The organism is Porphyromonas endodontalis ATCC 35406 (assembly GCF_000174815.1).
Taxonomy (GTDB): Bacteria; Bacteroidota; Bacteroidia; order Bacteroidales; family Porphyromonadaceae; genus Porphyromonas; species Porphyromonas endodontalis.
In genome coordinates this window covers 37,142-58,143 of the sequence record NZ_ACNN01000016.1, presented here as the reverse complement: position 1 = coordinate 58,143, position 21,002 = coordinate 37,142, and the positions used below count along the sequence as shown (strand labels likewise).

Annotated in this window: 13 protein-coding genes; all 13 read left to right on the top strand. The window is 46.9% G+C overall.

Features of this window, described 5'->3' with window-relative positions:
- Nucleotides 1-7: 7 nt before the first annotated feature.
- The 13 genes from POREN0001_RS03760 to POREN0001_RS03690 all read left to right on the top strand — a co-directional run bounded on the left by POREN0001_RS03760 (nt 8) and on the right by POREN0001_RS03690 (nt 20,770).
- Nucleotides 8-631, top strand: a complete 624-nt coding sequence (locus POREN0001_RS03760) for a hypothetical protein (protein WP_004333175.1) — start codon at nt 8-10, stop codon at nt 629-631.
- Nucleotides 632-738: 107 nt separating this feature from the next.
- The gene (locus POREN0001_RS03755) at nt 739-2,400 is read left to right on the top strand and encodes a dipeptidase (RefSeq protein ID WP_004333350.1); all 1,662 of its coding nucleotides are present in this window, start codon (nt 739-741) and stop codon (nt 2,398-2,400) included.
- 92 nt (nt 2,401-2,492) lie between these two features.
- Nucleotides 2,493-3,374 carry a glucose-1-phosphate thymidylyltransferase RfbA gene (gene rfbA / locus POREN0001_RS03750; RefSeq protein WP_004333293.1) on the top strand — a complete coding sequence of 294 codons (882 nt, stop codon included), beginning with the start codon at nt 2,493-2,495 and terminating at the stop codon, nt 3,372-3,374.
- Between the two features lie 11 nt (nt 3,375-3,385).
- Nucleotides 3,386-4,441, top strand: coding sequence for a dTDP-glucose 4,6-dehydratase (gene rfbB / locus POREN0001_RS03745; protein ID WP_004333352.1), 1,056 nt, complete (start codon nt 3,386-3,388; stop codon nt 4,439-4,441).
- Between the two features lie 21 nt (nt 4,442-4,462).
- The gene (locus POREN0001_RS03740) at nt 4,463-5,890 is read left to right on the top strand and encodes a CCA tRNA nucleotidyltransferase (protein ID WP_004333193.1); all 1,428 of its coding nucleotides are present in this window, start codon (nt 4,463-4,465) and stop codon (nt 5,888-5,890) included.
- A 615-nt stretch (nt 5,891-6,505) separates the two neighbouring features.
- Entirely contained in the window at nt 6,506-7,936 is a 1,431-nt protein-coding gene (locus POREN0001_RS03735) for a TolC family protein (RefSeq protein WP_004333346.1), read from the top strand.
- Nucleotides 7,937-7,966: 30 nt separating this feature from the next.
- Nucleotides 7,967-9,022 carry an efflux RND transporter periplasmic adaptor subunit gene (locus POREN0001_RS03730; RefSeq protein WP_004333324.1) on the top strand — a complete coding sequence of 352 codons (1,056 nt, stop codon included), beginning with the start codon at nt 7,967-7,969 and terminating at the stop codon, nt 9,020-9,022.
- 31 nt (nt 9,023-9,053) lie between these two features.
- Nucleotides 9,054-12,182, top strand: a complete 3,129-nt coding sequence (locus tag POREN0001_RS03725; protein WP_004333259.1) for an efflux RND transporter permease subunit — start codon at nt 9,054-9,056, stop codon at nt 12,180-12,182.
- 4 nt (nt 12,183-12,186) lie between these two features.
- Nucleotides 12,187-12,489 carry a PG0541 family transporter-associated protein gene (locus tag POREN0001_RS03720; protein ID WP_004333200.1) on the top strand — a complete coding sequence of 101 codons (303 nt, stop codon included), beginning with the start codon at nt 12,187-12,189 and terminating at the stop codon, nt 12,487-12,489.
- Nucleotides 12,490-12,891: 402 nt separating this feature from the next.
- Nucleotides 12,892-13,485 carry a DUF3575 domain-containing protein gene (locus POREN0001_RS03710; protein ID WP_004333187.1) on the top strand — a complete coding sequence of 198 codons (594 nt, stop codon included), beginning with the start codon at nt 12,892-12,894 and terminating at the stop codon, nt 13,483-13,485.
- Nucleotides 13,486-13,544: 59 nt separating this feature from the next.
- Nucleotides 13,545-15,023 carry a tetratricopeptide repeat protein gene (locus POREN0001_RS03705; RefSeq protein WP_004333159.1) on the top strand — a complete coding sequence of 493 codons (1,479 nt, stop codon included), beginning with the start codon at nt 13,545-13,547 and terminating at the stop codon, nt 15,021-15,023.
- A 1,209-nt stretch (nt 15,024-16,232) separates the two neighbouring features.
- The gene (locus POREN0001_RS03695) at nt 16,233-19,340 is read left to right on the top strand and encodes a SusC/RagA family TonB-linked outer membrane protein (protein WP_040580593.1); all 3,108 of its coding nucleotides are present in this window, start codon (nt 16,233-16,235) and stop codon (nt 19,338-19,340) included.
- Between the two features lie 32 nt (nt 19,341-19,372).
- Complete coding sequence (locus POREN0001_RS03690) at nt 19,373-20,770, top strand: RagB/SusD family nutrient uptake outer membrane protein (RefSeq protein WP_004333264.1); 1,398 nt, start codon at nt 19,373-19,375, stop codon at nt 20,768-20,770.
- The last annotated feature ends 232 nt before the right edge of the window (nt 20,771-21,002 follow it).

The window sequence follows — 21,002 nt, the reverse complement described above, 5'->3', positions numbered from 1 at the left end:
AAGTGCAATGAAAAAGGTTAGTATACTTATATTTTCGCTCACGATCTTGCTGGGAGCATGTGCTAAGGAGAAGAGGGACGCAGAGTGGCATAAATATGCGATTGAGACGTGCTGTATTCCCGAAGGCATTAGTTTGAAAAAGGTATTTGGAGAGGATGAATCTAAGCTTACTTGGTATCTTCAGTTCCATAGTTTGAGAAAATCTACTATAACAAAGGCTACAAATGAGGAGCTACTAGATCAGATCGCCAAAGAGCATGGAGAGGATGGATCGGGATTTTACGCCATCTCTCCGACCCTTCCGTGTGTGTACGGGGTGCAAAAAATAGAAGTAGTGGGTTGTAATGGAGGACGTGAAGCATCCTTATCCCATCTTGTAACCTTATCGAGTCTTAGTATTGAGCCCTTTATCCGAAGAGGCTACAAGAATGCTGATTCTGGGATGTGGACTCCTTTTGACCTACCATTGGATCGTATAACCAACTATGACTATATGCCCTTCCCTAATGTGGGGTATGAGTTTACTATTACCTGCAATCGTAGTGATGTGGAGGGGAAGTTTGATCGGCTGGAAATACGCGTTATACTCAAAGATGGCAAGATACTCCATCGTGATATGCCTTTGAAATAGTAGGGCGATCGTCTTTTTATCAAGCGAATGTATGGAAGTCAATAGGCTGGATACATTCGCTTTTGTCGTATATTTGTGGGAGAATAATAAGCAAAAGCATTAGTAAGATGAAGATTCGTACTTTCTTTGCGACCCTTACCGTCGCAGCAATTGCCTCGCTATTAGCCCCCCAAGCTGATGCTTGTACCGGGTTGATCGTGGGTAAAGGGGCCTCAAAAGATGGCTCTGTAATGATCTCTTATGCCGCAGACTCACATACTCTCTACGGCGAACTTTACCATTGGCCTGCTGCCGACTGGGCAAAGGGCTCGATGCGTCAGATCATTGAGTGGGACACACATACCCCCATCGGGTCTATCCCTCAGGTAGCTCACACCTACAATGTAATTGGTAACATGAACGAGCATCAGCTCGCCATTACCGAGTCTACATGGGGAGGGCGCTCCGAGCTCGTCAATAACGAGGGTATCATGGACTATGGTAGCCTTATCTATGTAACCCTGCAACGCGCCAAAACGGCACGCGAAGCCATCAAGGTAATGACAAGTCTTGTCGAAGAGTATGGCTACCGCAGCTCAGGCGAAAGCTTTAGTATTGCTGATAAAAATGAGGCGTGGGTAATGGAGTTGATCGGCAAGGGCCCTGGTAAGAAGGGGGCTGTTTGGGTGGCTATGCGCATACCCGACAATGCAATTTCTGCGCATGCCAATCAGGCTCGTATCCAGCAAATCAAGTTCAATGACCCCGATAATTGTCTCTATGCTAAGGATGTAATTTCTTTGGCTCGGGAGAAAGGCTACTTCAAGGGAAAGGACAAAGACTTCAGCTTCCAGAAGGCATACAACCCCTGGACGTCCGATGGTCTCCGTGGTTGCGAGGCTCGTGTATGGAGCTTTTTCAATCGCTTTGCCGATGGTATGAAGAAGTACGAAGCTCTTGCTATGGGCGATGTAAACCAAGAGCCTATGCCTCTTTATGTCATCCCCAACCGCAAACTTTCGGTGGCCGATGTACGCAACATGATGCGCGACCACTACGAAGGCACCCCGATGGATATGACTCAAGATATCGGTGCCGGTCCTTATAGCGTTCCCTACCGCTGGCGTCCTATGTCGTGGGAGTATAATGGCAAAACCTATTTCAATGAGCGTGCTATCGCAACGCAGCAAACCGGTTTTGTACTCGTGGCTCAGCTCCGCCCCAACCTCCCCGATGAGGTAGGTGGTATCCTTTGGTTCGGTGTAGACGATGCCAATACCGCCGTATTTACGCCTATGTATGCCTCCATACAACGCACTCCCGAGTGCTATCGCGTAGGTAATGGTGACATGATGCACTTCTCTTGGACAAGTGCTTTCTGGATCCACAACTGGGTAGCTAATATGGCGTATGCACGCTATGCTCCCATGATTCAAGACATCCGTCCCGTTCAGTATGAGTTGGAAGATGGCTTCGATAATGCCCTTGCTCAGATCGATGCTAAGGCTGTTGCCCTCCTCAAGGAGTCGCCTGCCAAGGCACGAGCTTTTCTCACCAACTATAGTTGCACTGTGGCAGATGCTGCTACGGCTCGCTGGAAGTCTCTCGGCGAATATCTACTTGTAAAGTACATGGATGGTAACATGAAGAAGGAAGAAAACGGCAGCTTCAAAGACAATGGTCACGGCTTGAGCGCTATGCCCGAATTCCCCGGTTACGATACACGCTACTACAAGCAGATTGTAGACGAAACGGGCAATAAATTCCTCTCTACGGGGGGAGGTCACTAATTGACTTTTCCTTATCACTAACGGCAACAACTGCGGGTCGCTCTTTTGTGGCTTGCGGTTGTTGTATCTTTTCTCTAGTCAGTATCAGAAAAATGAAGGGTATAGTATTAGCAGGAGGCTCGGGCACGCGTCTCTATCCGATCACTAAGGGGGTGAGTAAACAATTGCTCCCTATCTTTGATAAACCCATGGTTTACTATCCGCTCAGTGTACTGATGCTGGCAGGCATTCGGGATATTCTCCTGATTTCCACACCGCAAGATCTCCCTGCTTTTGAGCGTCTTTTGGGAGATGGTAGCGACTTGGGGATTCGTTTGCAATACGCCCCTCAGCCCTCCCCCGACGGCTTAGCACAGGCCTTTATCATAGGGCGAGAATTCGTGAGCAATGACGCTGTTTGCCTTATTTTGGGGGATAATATTTTTTATGGAGCCGGCTTCCCTGAGATGCTTACAAGGGCGGTAGCGCGAGCGGAGCAAGAGGATAAGGCAACGATTTTTGGCTACCGAGTTAGTGACCCCGAGCGTTATGGCGTAGCGGAGATTGATGCCGATGGTCAAGTCTTATCTATCGAAGAAAAACCCAAACAGCCTCGCAGTCCGTATGCCGTAACAGGGCTTTATTTCTATCCCAATAAGGTCTTGGATATTGCACAAGCAGTGCGTCCTTCCGCACGTGGAGAACTAGAGATTACCTCAGTTAATCAAGCTTTTTTGTCCTTAGAATCCCTCTTTTTGGAGCAGCTCGGACAGGGTTTTGCTTGGCTCGATACCGGTACGCACGACTCCCTCAGTGAGGCCTCCACCTTTATAGAAGTTATCGAGAAAAGGCAGGGCATCAAGATCGCTTGCCTCGAGGGGATTGCTTACCAACAGGGTTGGATTGGGGCAGATACCCTCCGCAAGGTAGCCACCCCGATGGCAAAGAATGCTTATGGTCAATACCTTCTCTCCCTACTCGTCCCCTCTATTTGACATTTATTCCTATGAATTTACTGATTACGGGAGCAGCCGGTTTCATTGGATCCCATGTAGCACGGCACTTTGTTCGGCAGTATCCTGAGTACCGAATCATTCTCTTGGATGCCCTCACTTATGCGGGAAATGTGGCGAATCTCGAAGACCTCCTAGACCTTCCCCAAGTGCGCCTTGTGGTGGGGGATATTACGGACTTACCTTTGCTTCAGGCTCTTTTTGCCCAAGAGAGAATTGATGGCGTGGTGCATTTGGCGGCCGAGAGTCATGTTGATCGTTCCATATCCGACCCTCTTCTCTTTGCCCGAGCCAACGTATTGGGCACCCTCTCTTTACTAGAGACGGCCCGCGCTGCGTGGCAGGAGAAGTCGATAAGAGGGCGTTTTTATCACGTCTCTACAGACGAAGTGTACGGAGCTCTCCCCCTAGAGGGCGGACTCTTTACCGAGAAGACGCCTTATGCTCCTCACAGCCCCTACTCAGCCTCAAAGGCTTCGAGCGATCATTTCGTTCGCGCCTATCATGACACCTACGGACTGGATGTTGTGCTTAGCAACTGCTCCAACAATTATGGTCCCTACCAATTCCCTGAAAAACTGATACCTCTTTTCATCAACAATATCCGCCAAAAACTTCCTCTGCCTGTCTATGGCGAGGGGCTTAATGTGCGCGATTGGCTCTATGTAGAAGACCACGCTCGTGCCATTGATCTCATCTTTCACAAGGGACGCTCCGGCGAAACCTACAATGTGGGAGGGAGTAACGAGTGGAGCAATATAGAGCTAATCAAAAAACTTATTGAGACGGTAGATCGGGTTTTAGGACGCCCCAAGGGGGATTCTCTCTCCCTCATTACATATGTACAAGACCGCGCCGGGCACGACCTCCGCTACGCTATTGATGCTAGCAAACTGCATACGGAATTGGGCTGGACACCCTCAACCTCTTTCGACGAAGGGCTGGAGCAGACGGTGCGCTGGTATATAGACAATGCCGCTTGGCTCGATGCCATTACCTCTCAAGCCTACTTAGCCCAAAACGAAAAGGCTCGTAAAGCCTCCATATAATAGCCCCTACGACAATTCAGCATGACCCCGGATTACTCTCTTCGCTCTGCTATAGATACGCCTCTTTTCCACTTGATTAGTGAAGCTGCCGACGAACTCGGTGTGGAGGCTTATGTGGTGGGAGGTTATGTGCGAGACCTCCTGTTGCACCGCACCACGGGAGATATTGATGTGGTTTCTGTGGGGCGAGGTATCGACCTTGCGCGTGCTTTTGCCAAGAAATGGGGGCGAGGAGCACATCTCTCCGTCTTTGCTAATTTTGGCACCGCCCAAGTAAAAAAAGGGGGGATAGAGGTAGAGTTCGTAGGAGCTAGGCGCGAGAGTTACCGACGCGATAGCCGTAAACCCATTGTAGAAGATGGCACACTCGAAGAGGATCAAGAGCGGCGAGACTTTACCATCAATGCCATGGCTTTGTGCCTCAACAAAGAGCGATTTGGCGAGCTGGTAGACCCTTTTTACGGCCTAGAAGACCTCGAAGACTGTCTATTGCGTACGCCCTTAGATCCCGATGTAACCTTCTCAGACGACCCCTTGAGAATGCTTCGGGGGATTCGCTTTGCAAGCCAATTGGGCTTCTTTCTTGACGAAGAGACTTTTGAGGCCATTGAGCGCAATGCCGAGCGTATTCAGATTGTCTCTGCCGAACGCATCATCGTGGAGCTGAACAAAATAATGCTCTCGCCCAAACCCTCCATAGGACTGGAGCTATTAGAAAAGACAGGCTTAATGGCACTCATATTGCCCGAGGTATTAGCTCTCAAAGGCGCCGAGACCCGAGATGGCATTGGCCATAAAGATAATCTTACACACACCTATAAGGTGGTAGACAACCTCGCTGCAAAGAGCGATAATCTCTACCTCCGCTGGGCAGCCCTTTTGCACGATGTGGCAAAGCCGCAAACGAAGCGTTTCGATCGAGCGTTGGGCTGGACCTTCCACAACCACAACTATATTGGAGCCAAAATGGTGCCCAAGATGTTCAGGCGACTCAAGTTGCCCCTCGATGCCTCTATGAAGTATGTTGCCAAGATGGTAGAGCTGCATATGCGCCCTGCGGCACTCGTAGATGAGGGGGTAACGGACTCTGCCGTGCGTCGCTTGCTCTTCGAAGCCGGAGACGACATAGACGACCTCATGCTCCTTGTGGAGGCGGACATTACGAGCAAGAATCCCCAAAAGGTGCGCCGCTACCTCGATAACTATGTAGTGGTTCGCCGCAAACTCCACGAAATAGAGGAGAAGGATCGGATACGCAACTTCCAGCCTCCCATCTCAGGAGAGGAGATCATGGAGCTGTTTGGCCTCCCCCCCTCTCGCCCCGTGGGTACACTCAAAGAGGCGATTAAGAATGCGATACTCGATGGGGTTATTCCTAATGAGTACGATGCGGCATACGACTATCTGCTCAAAAAGGCAGACGCTATGGGGCTAAAACCCCTTCACTAACTCTCTTTTTTGCTTTGCGCTTATCCTGTTTCCCGAGAGGCTGTGAGAAGAGAGACGCGAACGCGCAATGGTTTTCTCATTTTCCCTATCCGATTTCCCCTAAGAGACTATTCCGGATTTTCCCGAAGAGCCTCTTAGGGGTTTCTTGTAAGGCTTCAACTCAATTTCCCTCTGCCTGGTTTCTTACTTTTTCTTGCCCTGTAACAAAAAATATATTAGGTAAATATGCCCCCCATAACTAGCCTAGAAATTTATTTTTCTTGGGCAGCATTTGAACAGAAAATCAGCGAGATAAATCTTTCTCCGCGTCTTAGGGCAATGGGAGGTCAGAGTATTCTTTTTTGCTAATTGCGTTTTTCATCTTGCCGGCTATAGTACGAATATGTACCTTTGCAGGCAAGAAAGAGATGGAATATAATTAAACCTTGCCCTATTATCCCCCTCCAATAGAGAGTATGCAATGTGCTAGCGCTACTCTAAAAGAGAAGAGAAGAGGCATGTTGAGTGGAGATGAAGCCCCCTTATTCGAGTGCTCTACAATGGAGTTTGTAGGGAGATTGGTTGGAATTCCTCTCCGAAGAGAAATAGAATAATACGATATTAGAGATAGAGTTTATGAAGCATCGAACTGTGATTAAAGCCTCTCTTGCCCTACTTTTGATGGGAGGAGCAACGTGGAGGCTGTGTGCCATAGAGGACTATCGGCCCTCAGTTACCGACACCCTTACGAGCCCTACCCCTCTCCCTGCATCCATCACTATCGATGACGCAGTGCGCATCGCTCTTACCGAGAGCACGAGTGTGCTGGTGGGAGATATGGCGGTGCAAAAGGAGCGATACACCTACAAGAGTGCGGTAGCTCAGTTGTACCCGAGTATTAATTTGCAGGGTTCTTATGGGTATACCATTAAGAAGCAAGTTATGTACCTCGATGGTTTTCCCGGAGCACCCTCTATGCCTGGGGCTTCTGCAGGGATTGAAATTGGTCGTACGCACAACATCCAAGGGGGGCTTAGTTTGGCTCTTCCTGTAGTGAATGCTTCCCTATGGAAAAGTGTGAGTATCAGCAAAGAGAATCTTCAACTCGCTCTAGAGAAATCTCAAACCTCTCGACTAAACAAAGTAGCTGAGGTGCGCAAAGCTTTCTTGCAGGCCCTTTTGGCAGAAGATAGCTACGGGGTACTCAAGAAAAGCTACGCCAATGCACAGAGAAACTATCAGTTGGTGGAGAATAACTTCAAGCAGGGACTTGTAGCTCAATATGATCTCTTGAGAAGCGAGGTACAGATGAAAAATCTTGAGCCTAACGTGTTGCAAGCCGACGATGCTCGCCGTATGGCTCGCCGTTCACTTCTTATTCTTATGGGATTATCTCCTGAAACCGAAATTTCACTCCGTGGCTCTCTCTCCGATTTTGCTCCGGAGGTGCTCCAGCAATATGTAGAAGCCGAGCAGAATCCCCTCGAGGGCAATGCAACTCTACGCGAGTTAGCGATTCAGCGCAACTTGGTAAACCATGCTACGGAGCTTAAAAAACTTGCTTTTTTACCTACTCTCAATCTCTCCGGATCTTATACTTACTCTTTTGCTAGCAACGATCTAAAGTTGAATAATAACAAACTTTGGACACCCCATTCCATGGTCTCTCTTTCGCTTTCGTTCCCTGTATTTACGGGGGGACGACGCATTTTCGACCTCAAGGGGCAGAAGATTGCCTTGATGCAATTTGACCTCAATGCTCGTGATGCTGAGCGTCAAGTCTCCACCGCCTACGAAGAGGCGAAAGATCGTTTGCGTAGGGCAGCTCGTACTTATAGCGTAAGCGAAGGGGCGGTCTCCACGGCAGAGAGAGGGTACACCATCGCCGAGAAGCGTTTTGAGACAGGCGAAGGTACCTTGCTAGAGGTAAATGATGCCGATTTGTCTTTGTTGCAAGCTCGGCTTAACTACCACCAGAGTATCTACAACTTCTTGGTGGCGCGCTGCGACCTTGACCTCCTAACGGGCAAAGGGGTACCCGAAGAAACTCCTACTCAACAAAAGTAATAAGACGAACCTTTTTTCGATATAACTAGTATGAATCCGATCTCATCTTTCCGTGCAAAGTGCGCACTTCTCTCTTTGGGAGCTATGCTTTTGGTTGCTCCCTCTTGTTCCAAGAACTCAAAGTCCAAAAAGGACAACCAGGATAGTGCACAGGTAGCTGTGGAAACGGCCATTGTGCAACAAGGTTCGATAGATAACATTGGTAGCTTTACGGCTTCTGTGCAAGCTAAGGCAACGAACGAGATTGTCCCACAAACGGGAGGACGTATCCGCCAAATCAAAGCCGAAGTGGGGCAGCAGGTAAGTCGTGGGCAGATTTTGGCTGTGATGGACAATAGTCAGCTTTCGCAGGCAGAGGTACAACTTGCCGATGCTAAGCTAGCCTACTCTCGTACCGATGAGTTATACAAGGTAGGAGGCGTGAGCAAAGCTCAGTGGGATGCCCGCAAAAGTGCCCTCGCTGTAGCCGAGACTGCGCACCGCAATTTGCAAGAGAATACCTATCTACGAAGCCCGATCTCCGGAGTGGTTACAAAGCGTAATTACGATACGGGGGACATGTGTTCTCCCTCTCTTCCCATATTTGTTGTGGAGCAGATATCGCCGGTAAAACTCCTGATCAACGTCTCCGAACGATATTATACCCAAGTAAAGAAGGGGATGCCGGCACGAGTGCACGTAGATGCTTTGGGTACAGACGAAGTTTTTGAAGGCAAGATCGCCCTCATCCATCCTACGCTCAATGCTCAGACTCATACCTTCGACGTTGAGGTAGAAATACCCAATAAGGATCAGAAGCTGCGTCCTGGGATGTATGCCAATGTAGAGATAGATTTTGGGCAAGTTACCGCTGTAATGGTATCGGATAGAGCTGTTGTGAAAACGCCTGGTAGTGGGGAATACTACGTCTACATGTTGGAGAATGGCAAGGCAGCGCGTACTATAGTAAAGGTCGGCCGTCAAGTAGAAGATCAATACGAAATTATTTCCGGTTTGACTCCCGGCACTACGGTGATTACCGAGGGGGCGCAAATAGTGCGCAATGGCGAGCAGGTAAAAGTGGTGAAGAAAGCTTCATCCAAATAACATCCTCTTATTAAACCCAAATAGAGTAGCTATGAGTATATATAGTGCTGCCGTAAAGAAGCCGATCACCACGATACTTGTGTTCGTGGCATTGGCTATCTTAGGTATATTCTCTTTGCAGAAGTTGCCTATCGACCTCTATCCAAAGATCGAGACCAACAACATTATTGTCTTGACCTCCTACCCTGGCGCAGGACCACAAGATGTGGAGGCAAACGTTACCGAACCTATCGAAAATGTCCTCAATGGTATTGCCAATCAGAAGCATATTACGAGTGAGAGTCGTGAGAATGTTTCTATGATAACCGTTGAGTTTAATGAGGGTACGGACATGGAGAGTGCCACCAACGACATTCGCGACAAACTCGGTCTTTTGAGCGAAACTTTGCCTGATGGGGCGCACGATCCTATGCTCTTTAAGTTCGGAGTAGACGATATCCCCGTACAGATCTTGGTGGCCACAGCTCGGGAGAGTACTCCGGGGCTGGACAAGATCCTAGAGGATAAGGTACTGAACGTGCTTGGGCGTATTGATGGTGTAGGGAGTGTTTCTTCCTCGGGTACCATAAAACGTCAGATACAAGTTTACTGCGATCCCTCCGCCTTGGAGGCTTATGGGCTTACTATCCAGCAGATCAGTGCGATTATTCGTGCCGAGAATAGCAATGTACCGGCAGGGCAAATCAGTATAGGGAATGCGACCAATTCAATCCGCGTACAGGGCGAATTTGCAGAGCCGCGCGACCTCGAGAATATTGTCGTACTAAGCCGTATGGGGCAGAATGTCTACCTGCGAGATGTGGCTCGTGTAGAGGACACCGTTGCCGAGCAAATGCAGGAGGCTTACCTCAATGGAGAGCGAAGCGCTGCCATTATTGTAAACAAACAGAGTGGGGCTAACTCCGTAGAGATCTCCCGTAAAGTGGCAGAAGCATTGCCTAAGATCCAAGAGACGCTCCCTAGCGACGTCGAGATATTCTCAGTCGTCAATACCTCTCGATCAATTGTCAATACCATCTCAAGTTTGGGAGAAACCATCCTTATCACCTTTGCTGTGGTTATGCTGGTTGTCTTCCTCTTCCTTGGGCGTTGGCGTGCCACCATTATCATCATTCTTACCATCCCTATCTCCCTGGTAGGTTCGTTTATCTACCTTATGCTTACGGGGAATACGCTCAATATTATCTCAATGAGTTCGCTCTCCATTGCTATTGGTATGGTGGTGGACGACGCTATCGTGGTATTGGAGAATATTACGACCCATATAGAGAGGGGGAGTTACCCCAAACAGGCAGCCGTACATGCTACCAACGAGGTGGCAATATCCGTATTTGCCTCTACCCTCACCATGCTTGCCGTCTTCTTGCCTCTTACGATGGTAGGAGGGGTGACTGGGATCATGTTCCGCCAATTGGGTTGGATTGTAAGTATTATTATGATCGTCTCCACCATTTGTGCGGTATTGCTTACGCCAACACTTTGCGCCCATTGGCTCCGTAGACGAGATACCAGCAAGCAGAAACCTAACTTCTTGGTTGTAAGGATGGAGAAACTATTAGGGAAGATAGAAGACCACTATGTAAGGTTGCTCCGTCTCACTCTGGCTCATCGCACCCTCACTGTACTCGTTGCGATAGCTATTTTTGTAGGTAGTATTGCTCTTGGTTCCTTCATCAATACCGACTTTATGCCCAAAAGTGATAGTAATGCTGCCACGGTACGTATAGACCTCCCTGTGGGGACGAATGTCAATATCGCTCGTGAGGTGGGGCTTGATATCTCCCGAATTTGGAAAGAAAAGTATCCCGAGATGACCAATTGTAACTTTACCGTGGGGCAAGCCGATGCTAGCAATACTTTTGCTACGTTCATGGGGAGTGGAAATAATATCATCCGTTACAACATTGGCTTTTTGGACGCAGGAGATCGTAAGCGTTCTATCTACGAACTTGCCGATATGATGCGTGCCGACCTTGATAATTATCCTGGTCTTAAATCTTATGTGGTCACTCCGGGAGGTGGCGGAGGTAACTTTGGAGGACAGACAGCAGTCTCGGTAGAATTGTATGGGTACGACTTTGAAAAGTCTAATAAGGCAGCACAGCAAGTGACTGAAGCCCTTCTCAAAAAATCCTCTTGCTCCGAGGTCAACAATGACCGCAACGAGGATATGCCCGAGTACTACATGGAGTTCGACCGTAGAAAACTAGCCGAGCATGGACTCTCCATGGCTACGGCTGCCGGTTATATATCAAGCAGCGTAACGGGTAGTCTTGCCTCTCACTTTAGAGAAGATGGGAATGAATATGAGATACGAGTTCGCCTAGCTCCCGAGCACAGACGCTCTCTCGAAGATCTCAAGAATATACTCGTAGCCACACCCTCTGGGCAGTCCGTACGTTTGGGCGATTTGGGTACGTTCCGCGAGTACTATACACCGCCTACGATTAAACGTAAAGACCGCGAACGTGTAATCACACTCTCTACGGTAGCTGCAAGTGGTGTTGCACTCTCTGAGTTGGTAAAGGATGCCAATGAGGTAATGAATAGCATAGATCTCCCTCAGGGTATAACCTACAAGCTTGCCGGGAGCTACGAGCAGCAACAAGAGTCGTTTACAGATCTTACGGTATTGCTTGTCTTGATTCTTATCCTAGTGTACATCGTAATGGCGGCTCAGTTTGAGAGTTTTCTCGATCCCTTTGTTATTATGTTCTCTGTGCCTTTTGCCTTTACGGGGGTAATACTCGGCTTGGTACTCACTGGGGTATCCCTTAGTTTGATCGCCTTTATCGGTGCAATTATGTTGGTGGGTATCGTGGTGAAAAACGGGATTGTGCTTATCGACTACACCCGCCTTGGTAGAGAGCGTGGGCACAGTGTGTGCCGGTCTATTTTGATTGCAGGTCGCTCTCGTTTGCGTCCCGTACTGATGACAACGCTCACTACCGTACTTGGTATGGTACCGATGGCTATTGGTATTGGCGAAGGTAGCGAGATGTGGCAACCCATGGGGGTAACCGTGGCTTTCGGGCTCACCATCTCTACCTTTGTAACCCTCGTACTTATCCCCACTATATACGCTTCATTTACAGGACGAGAAATAAAAAGAGATCGTCGTCGTTTGTACAAAGAACTAAAGAACAAAGCTAACTCGTGAGCCTATGAATCCCGATAAGATTATTTTCATCAGCTTCAACCAAGCTCTGCATGGGCTTGTCATACGACTTCTGGAGCGACACAATCTTCGAGGCTATACCCAATGGGACGAAATCCGAGGAGTGGGCTCTCGTGGAGGAGAACCTCACCAAGGTTCCCATGCTTGGCCTACGCTCAATGGAGCCTTGTTGGTAGCTTGTCCGGGTGCGGTTGTACCCACCATTCTGGAAGAACTACACGCCCTCGATGAAAGCCAACCGCTACAAGGGCTTCGAGCTTTCGTCTGGAATGTAGAGGCGTCCATCTAAGAAAGGAAGGATCCCCCTTCTTTCTTCTACAGAACCCTTCCTTCGGCGCCCCCTTTGTAACAGGGGAGCCGTGAAGAACCCTAGAATACTCTTTCTGCGTGCCTCATCTTCGGATAGGGGCATGCAGAGTTTTTCCCCACGACTTAGAGATGAAAAAACTCTCCACCACAATATTGAGCCCTTGAGAGAGACTTATAAATTCCCGAAACTATTTCATCCTCCTTTTGGGTTGTAGAGGGAGATGATAGAATCCGTCCATAGTATTGTTTGTACGGAAAAAAATCCTACCTTTGCACCTAAGATGAGGTTACCTAGAGGTAAATGTACCCGTAAAGCGTGCGAGTGGGTGCTTCGAGGGGTTGTCTCGTTACTGGTTGTGAATTTGATTTTGCATAAAAACATATGAAGAAAAGAATTATTATTTCTCTTGTTGCGTTGCTTGTGCCTTGTGCTCTTTCTGCACAGAAGGTTGCCCTAAAAACCAACTTGCTGCATCTCGCAACAGTTACCCCTAACCTCGCTCTTGAGATAGGTCTCAGTAGCCGTACTACTTTAGATTTGTATGGGGCTTTCAATAACTTCAGCCTCACGAAAGACAATACCAAATGGCATCATTGGTTGGCTCAACCTGAGTTGCGCTTTTGGACTTGCGAGAAGTTTGATGGGCTTTTCTTTGGACTGCACGCCATGGGGGGGCAATTTAATGTCGGAGGTCTTAAGCTCCCTCCTCTCGCTTATACGTGGAAAGAAAATGTGATGGCAAACCTCCCCGATTTCCGCTATCAGGGCTGGTTCCTTGGAGGAGGGGTTAGTGTTGGCTATCAATGGATTTTGGGTAATCGTTGGAACTTGGAGGCCAGTATTGGTGGTGGTTACAACCACTTGTGGTATGAGAAGTTTAGTAAAGAAAAGTGCGGACCAAAGTGCGGTGAAGGACAAACCAATTACCTTGGGATTACGAAAGCAACCCTCTCATTGGTGTATCTTTTCGACTAAATTCTCCTTGTGGGAAGTCCTTATTTATTTACCATAACCCTATAGATAAAGTAACGATAATGAAACTAAATAAACTATTTCTCATCCTTCCTCTCTTGTTCCTTGGTATACAAGTGGGGCGTGCTCAAGACAATCTTTCTCATCGCTATCAGAACCTCAAGATTGTTCGTGTGAAGGATCATCAGGGGAAAACAAAGGCTGTAAAGATTGATTTTGACCTTGATATTAATACTCTCACGGACATCAAGTCTACAGAGATGCTCTTTGTTTCACCTCAGCTTCTCGGTACCAATAAGGAGGAACCGATGCTTCTCCCCGGTCTTATGCTTGCGGGCAATAACAAGTATCTTACAACGCGTCGTAAGATTGCTTTAGGTAATACTAGTAAACTTTTTATGCCCCCTGCCCAGCTTTACAAGCTCAAAGATCTCAAGGGGCAGTCTTCTGTGCACTACACTCAGGAGGTACCCTTCGAAGACTGGATGCGTGAAGCTAACTTCGGGATTTCTGAACAGATTTTGGGTTGTGCTAGCTGTCCCAATGCAGGTGCGGCTCCCTATATCTTTGCTCGGATTTATGAAGACCCTTATAAGCCACAATACCAAAATCTTTACGTAAAGCCTGCTGTAGAAGCTGTTAAGCATCGTGCTGATAAACAAGAAGCTCGCTTCAACTACAAGCAAGGTCGTTATGAGCTTCTTAGAGATTTTGGCAACAATGCTGCCGAGTTTAAGCGTGTAGATGACTTTATCAAATCATTTATTGATGATAAGAACCTCAGTGTAAGTGATTTTGCTATTGATGGATATGCTTCTCCAGAAGGTAACTTCCAAAGCAATATTATCCTCTCTAAGAATCGTGCTTATTCTTTTGCCAATTATTTGAAGGACACCTATAACATAGCTCCTAATCGTGTGAAGATCAATTGGCATGGTGAGGACTGGGATGGACTTCGCAAGGCTGTAGAAGCAAGTTCTTTTACTAATAAGAGACAGATTATTGACATCATTGATAAGTACGATACCGATGTCAAGCGTGAGGCTGCTATCTCTGCTCTTGATGGAGGAGCTACCCTTGCTAAACTGCTCAGAGAACTCTATCCGCCACTCCGTCGTAACGTATATAGTGTGAGCTATGTAGTGAAGGGCTTTACGCTTGAGGAGGCTCTCCAGGTATATCGCACTAAGCCGGGTCAGCTTAGTCTTGAAGAGCTCTTCCATGTGGCTAACACCTATGAGAAGGGTAGCAAAGAGTTTATTGATGTGTTTGAGACCGCTGTAGCTCTCTTCCCCAATGATCCTGTTGCAAATCTTAATACAGGGTCAGCTCTTCTTGAAAGTGGGCAGTATGAAAAGGCTATTAGCCATCTTCGTAAGGCTGGTGATACTCCCGAAGCAGATAATAACCTCGGGATTGCTTACTCGCAGATGGGAGACTATAAGAAGGCTCGTGCCCATTTCGAAAAAGCATTGAAGCAAGGATGTAAGCCTGCTGAGCAGAATATTGCAGAACTTGATAAGTTAGAGAAATCTCTTTGATAACCTATCCTTTATAGAGAATAACGCTCTACAAGATTAAGGTTTTACTCATCAGGGGTTGTGGCCACAGGGTGGTTGCAATCCCTTTCTTTCGTTTGGGGGTGTTTCGAGCATAGGGTGATAGGGATGTGGTTGTTGTAAGGTTTCGCTCGCTTCCCTGCTTGCTATGGTGTTGAGAGTAGGGTGCTTCTACCGTGTCTGTTGGGTGGTTATGGTTGCTTTCTTGCCTAGGTTTGTGCCGAGTATTGGGTGGTTTGGAAAAGACTATAGGGTGGTTATAATTCTTTTCTTGGCTAAAGGGAGGAAGGAGTAGAGGGGGAAGGGTTATTTACACGAACCCAATACCAGAAAGAGAAAGGCTTCTTGTTTCTATGTAGGTCTAGGGTAAGTGTGCTTGTAGAGCGGCGGGTATGGCTGAGAGGAGAAAGTTTCTCTTTTCTATAGCTTCGCTGTTTTTACGGGGAGTTTTCTACCTATGGTGAGGGAGTTTTGTCCCTTATCTCCCACAAAGAATAGCTTCTCTTTCTGCTCAAGGTGGGGCTCTGAGGATTTTTTTTACTTGAAATCTTTCCCCTTTTCTTTAGAGTCTTTGTATCCTTATCCTCTTTTCCTCGAGAAGATTCTCTGCGCTTTTGCTCTCTTTTGGATAGGGACTCCTTCTTACCTTTTCCTTCTGTATCTTTATTTTTGTTACTACTAAGGTCGCTCCTTCTTTCTTGTGATAATGTTCCTTTGTAATTGTGGTTGATAATGTCCGTATTGTTATTATTCTTATATCAGATTATTTTTCATCCTGCATATTTATCTGTTTTATGGTCTTATTTTTATTTCTTTTTCTGTCTGTTACTTCTTCCTATTTCTGTTCTGTTTTACCCAATCTTCGTCTCTGCTTTTTCTTTTAATTGTTGAGTTCTCTCCTTCTTTTGGTAGTATTTGTAAAATGAGTCTTGCAATTTAGCCTCCCTTCATTAAAAAATAATGCTCTTGTGTGTTGCATATATCCTCGAATAGTGTATATTTGTATTGCGAAATGATTTTAATGAAGGTGTAGAGCAACATTATAGCTGGTTTTTCTTCTAAAATCTTTCAAAGAGGCAATGTGAAGTTGATCTTGCAACTTGTAAAAGAACACAACTAGAGGGAAGCGCCCTTTAGTATTCTCCCCCACTAAGAAGGTAATAGATAGAATCTAACTTAAATAGTAAGAGTATGAAAAAATTTGTATTGCTGCTGACTACACTGCTTGTTTCAGTGGGTTTAGCGATGGCTCAGACAAGAGTCGTCAGAGGTACGGTCACGTCTGCCGAAGATGGCTCTCCCGTGATTGGGGCTGCCGTTGTGCTTAAAACGGACATGACCAAGGGTACTACTACCGACTTCGATGGGAAATTTCGCTTAGAAGTGCCTTCGTCTGCAAAAACTCTCTTGGTTAGTTTTATGGGGATGAAGACGGAAGAGGTTACCATTACAGGCGGTGATCTCAAAATTGTACTTGCTTCGGACTCCAAGGTAATGGAGGAGGTTGTTGTTACAGGTTACACTACCACGAGTAAGAAGGCGTTCACCGGAGCTGCAAGTTCTGTGGGTGCTGAAACGGTAAAGGCTAAGTTTGATGCTAATCCGATTAACGCTCTTAATGGTAATGTGCCCGGTCTCCAGATGAGCCAAGCCAGCGGTCAGCCTGGAGCTCCTACCACTATCTTCGTTCGTGGGCGTAACTCTCTTAATTCGGGTACGCAGCCGCTGTACGTAATTGACGGGGTGCCTCTAGAGACGGGTGTGATGGGTACCCGTACTAGAGAAGGGGTGCAGGTTTCTCCTCTTTCTACCTTGAATTCAGACGATATCCAGTCTATCACCGTGCTAAAGGATGCTACGGCTACTTCTATTTATGGAGCTCGTGCTGCTAATGGTGTGATTGTAATTACAACCAAACGCGGTCGTGCCGGATTCAAGATGAACTTCTCGGTTCGCATGGGTTCTAGTATGATGCCCCGTACGATCAATGGTTATCGTCCCGTAGATGCGGCTACTTACAAAGAACTTGTGACAGAGGGGATTCTTAATACCCATAAGTATAGCTCTCTAGGGCTCAATTCTGTCTTTGATATTTACAACAATAAATTTTCTCTCGGACTTACTCCGGATGCTGAAGGAGCTGCCAAATTCCTCGAGTGGTATACGGATATCCCTAATATAGCCGGTGCAGGTACCGACTGGGTTAAAGAGGTAACTCGCTCGGGATTCCAGCAGAGTTATAATCTCGACCTAAGTGGTGGCGGTGATACACCTCGCTCGCCTCGTTACTTTGTTTCGTTCGATTATATGAATGATAAGGGTATTGTACGAGGCAAAGACCTTGAGCGTTATGCTCTTCGTCTCAACTTGGACCAAGCTCCTTTTGAGTTCTTTGCGTATGGTTTGAACACCTCTTTCTCAAAGACAACCACCAATATGGGTGCTGGTGGAGGTTACTTCTCAGATCCCATCACACAGGCTTTTATGCAAAGCCCGATGAGCCCTGTCAAAGACGAGAAGGGTAATTGGAATTTCAATACCGTCAATGGATACAACCCGGTTGCTCAACGTAGTAAATATGGGGATAAGAATATGGGGACACAATATCGTGTGCTTTTCTCTCCCTATGCTACGCTTAAGTTCAACGATTGGCTCAGCTTTACCTCTCGTTTTGGTCTTGATGCTTACTATCTAGACGACTTCGGTTACTGGTCTTTCTTGCAACCTCAAGGTCGTGATATGGGAGGTATGGGAGAAAATGGGCACTACCTCAATTTCTATACCACTATCACCAATACGTTCAATATCAATAAGAGCTGGGGTGAGCATCACCTCAACGCCCTAATTGGTCAAGAGGGGCAGCGCACTTATAATAAGAGTTCGTATCTTGCAGCAAAGAACTATTCTTCGGAAACACTTACTGATATTGTTCTTGCCTCTGTTCCCTCAGATGCAAGTCAGTATTCTGATGAGCTTCGTCTGCTCAGCTTCCTTAGCAATGCGGAGTACAACTATGCGAGCCGTTACTATCTCTCGGCTAGCTTCCGCTATGATGCTTCCTCTCGCTTCCACAAAAAGAATCGTTGGGCTCCTTTTTGGGCTCTCGGTGCTAAGTGGCGCATGAGCAACGAGGCATTTATGGCAGATACCGAAGATTGGCTCAACGATCTAACCCTCCGTATTAGTTACGGTACATCGGGTAACCAGGCTGTTGGCTCAGGGTGGTATGCAGGACGTTCGCTCTACGACTTTGGCTACTCTTACAACAATCGTCCCGGTAGCCTTTTCCTTCAGTTTGCCAATCCAGACCTCAAATGGGAGCAAACAGGGAAGTTTAACGTAGGGTTTGATACCCGTCTATTTGATCTCTTGAGTATTGGTTTCGACTTCTATAACCACGATACCAAAGACATGGTCTTCGAGGTGCCTATCTCAGGGACTGTAGGGCTACCCACCTACTATTCAGGAGTTGCTTATTACAAAAACATTGGATCTCTCAACAATAAGGGGATTGAGTTTACTGTGGCTGTTGATGCTATCAAAACAAAAGATACACAACTCACCTTTACACTCAATGGGTCGCACAACAAGAATACCCTCACCAAGTTGAGCAATGATAATCCTATCATCGAAGGTTCTCAGATCCGTAAAGTTGGCAACGATATCTATACTTTCTACCTCAAAGAATGGGCAGGGGTTGATCCTCAAACAGGGGTTGGCACTTGGTACAAGGGCAAAGAAGGTAAAGAGGTCACAACTGATTACAACGAAGCGAAAGAGCGTGAGGTAGGAAAGGCAAGCCCCGACTTCCAAGGCGGTTTCAAGACAGACTTCCGATACAAGAACTTCGATGTTTCATTCCAGCTTGGTTGTTCTTTGGGTGGAAAGATCTATGGTAATCACCTTCGTTATGACGAACAGGTTGGGAATGGTTTCGGTAACAACTATACCCAATATGTGGCCGACAATCGTTGGAGGAAGCCCGGGGACAATGCTTTAGTTCCCATGTTGGTAGACGATACTAAGATCTCTTGGAATAAGAGCTCTACTCGCTTCTTGATGGATGGTAGCTACCTCAAGCTCCAAAATATTATGCTTGGTTATACTTTCCGTAGCAAGTCATTCAAGGCAATAGGTCTCAGCTCTCTCCGAGTGTTTGCAAGTGGCGAAAATCTCCTTACTATCACAGCTAAAAACTATCGTGGTTTTGACCCTGCCAGTGTAGGTCCTGATGGTATTGCTTGGTGGAATTACCCTGTACCTGTTCGCTTTACAGCCGGTGTTTCTCTTGGCTTCTAATGGAGTATTCATAATATAATAGACAGATCATTATGAAAAAGATATTTGTTTCATTTATAGGGGTTATCGCAGCTCTCTTGTTTACAGCTTGCAATATGGATGTACCCCTTACGCACAATACCGATGGTGATAAACCCATGGAAACAGTGCAAGATGTAACCAATGCACTCCATGGAGCTATGGAGCAGTTTGGTGGGTATCGCTTTATGGGGCGTAACTATGTAGCCACAGGAGATTTCTGCGGCGATATTGCCAATGCAAGTGCTTCCACAGGACACTTCCTTAACATGTCCGGGTGGACGTTTGACGAAAACTCAGGGGAGCTTGAGGTAATGTGGCAATCCGGATATGTGATTATTGTAGCTTGTACCCGAGGGATAGAAGGTGCCAATCATGTGATGGCTAAGGTCTCTTCTGATAAAGAAAAGCAGACTCTTACCAATTGCCTCCAGCAATTTTACGGGCTCAAAGCTGCCACCTACTTCTACCTTTCTAATATCTTCTGCAAGGCTTATAGTGCTGAGCATGCTCCCGGTTTGGGTCTTGTCCTTGTAAAAGATGAGATTATAAAGCCGGAGCAAAAGGTGGAGCGTTCTACCCTAGAGGATACATATAAGTATATTCTAGAGCTTATCAATAAGGCATATACCTACGATAATAAGGAGACTAGCCCCTTCTTTATCAATCCGATCAACCTCAAGGCCATTGAGGCAAAGGTACGTCTCTATATGAGAGACTATACCGGGGCTTTGGCCGCAGCCGATGCCGTGGTTACTAGTGAAGCCTATAAGAAGGTGGATCCGAAAGAGAAAGATTATCTTGCTATGTGGCAGACGGTAGCTGCAGCTCCTGAAGATGTCTTTACCATTGTAAAGAGTGACAACGACAACCTTAGTGCCAATTCCCTCAATACACTCTATGGTAGTTATAAAGGAACGATTGATCTCACTTTCATAGAACCCTTATTTGCAGCGGGAGACTACCGTGCTAAGTTGTTTGATACAAAGGAATCAAGAACCCTCAAATATGAAGGGACTCCTACTGCTAAGGCTGTGAGCAACATCCATGTTATCCGCCTATCTGAGGTGTATCTCATCAAGGCTGAGGCGGCTGCCCAGCTTGGTAATGTGGCAGAAGCACAGACCGCTCTCCTCTATACAGCGAAGCGTAACCCTGCCATCACGGCAGTGGCTGATCTGCCTTCTGCTAAAGAAGACCTTCTCAAGTTCATTGCAGAAGAGCGTATACGCGAGCTATTTACAGAGGGAAATCGTCTCTATGACCTCCGTCGTACCGAGGCTACTGCAACGATTGCAGGTAAGGCAAACTTTAAGCCTTACAACTCAGTATTCCCCATCCCTGCTAGTGAAATCAATGCCGGTTTTATGACGCAGCAAAACGACGACTGGGCAAGCAATCTTCCTAAGTAATAGTATATGCTACCTCTCGAGAGCGAGGGGTAGTATTTGATATCTCAACAAAAGTTAGAGCCGTGTGTCAATTGTCTTTGTACATTGATGCACGGCTTTTTATGCTCTAAGACCTTTATTTCTTTTTCTCCAAGCCTGAAAATTAAATCTTCTCTTTCTCTTGTTTTTCTTTTGAAAAAAGAGTACATTTGCCTCTGAATAAATAACACAAAGGCATTAGTATTTGAGAGGG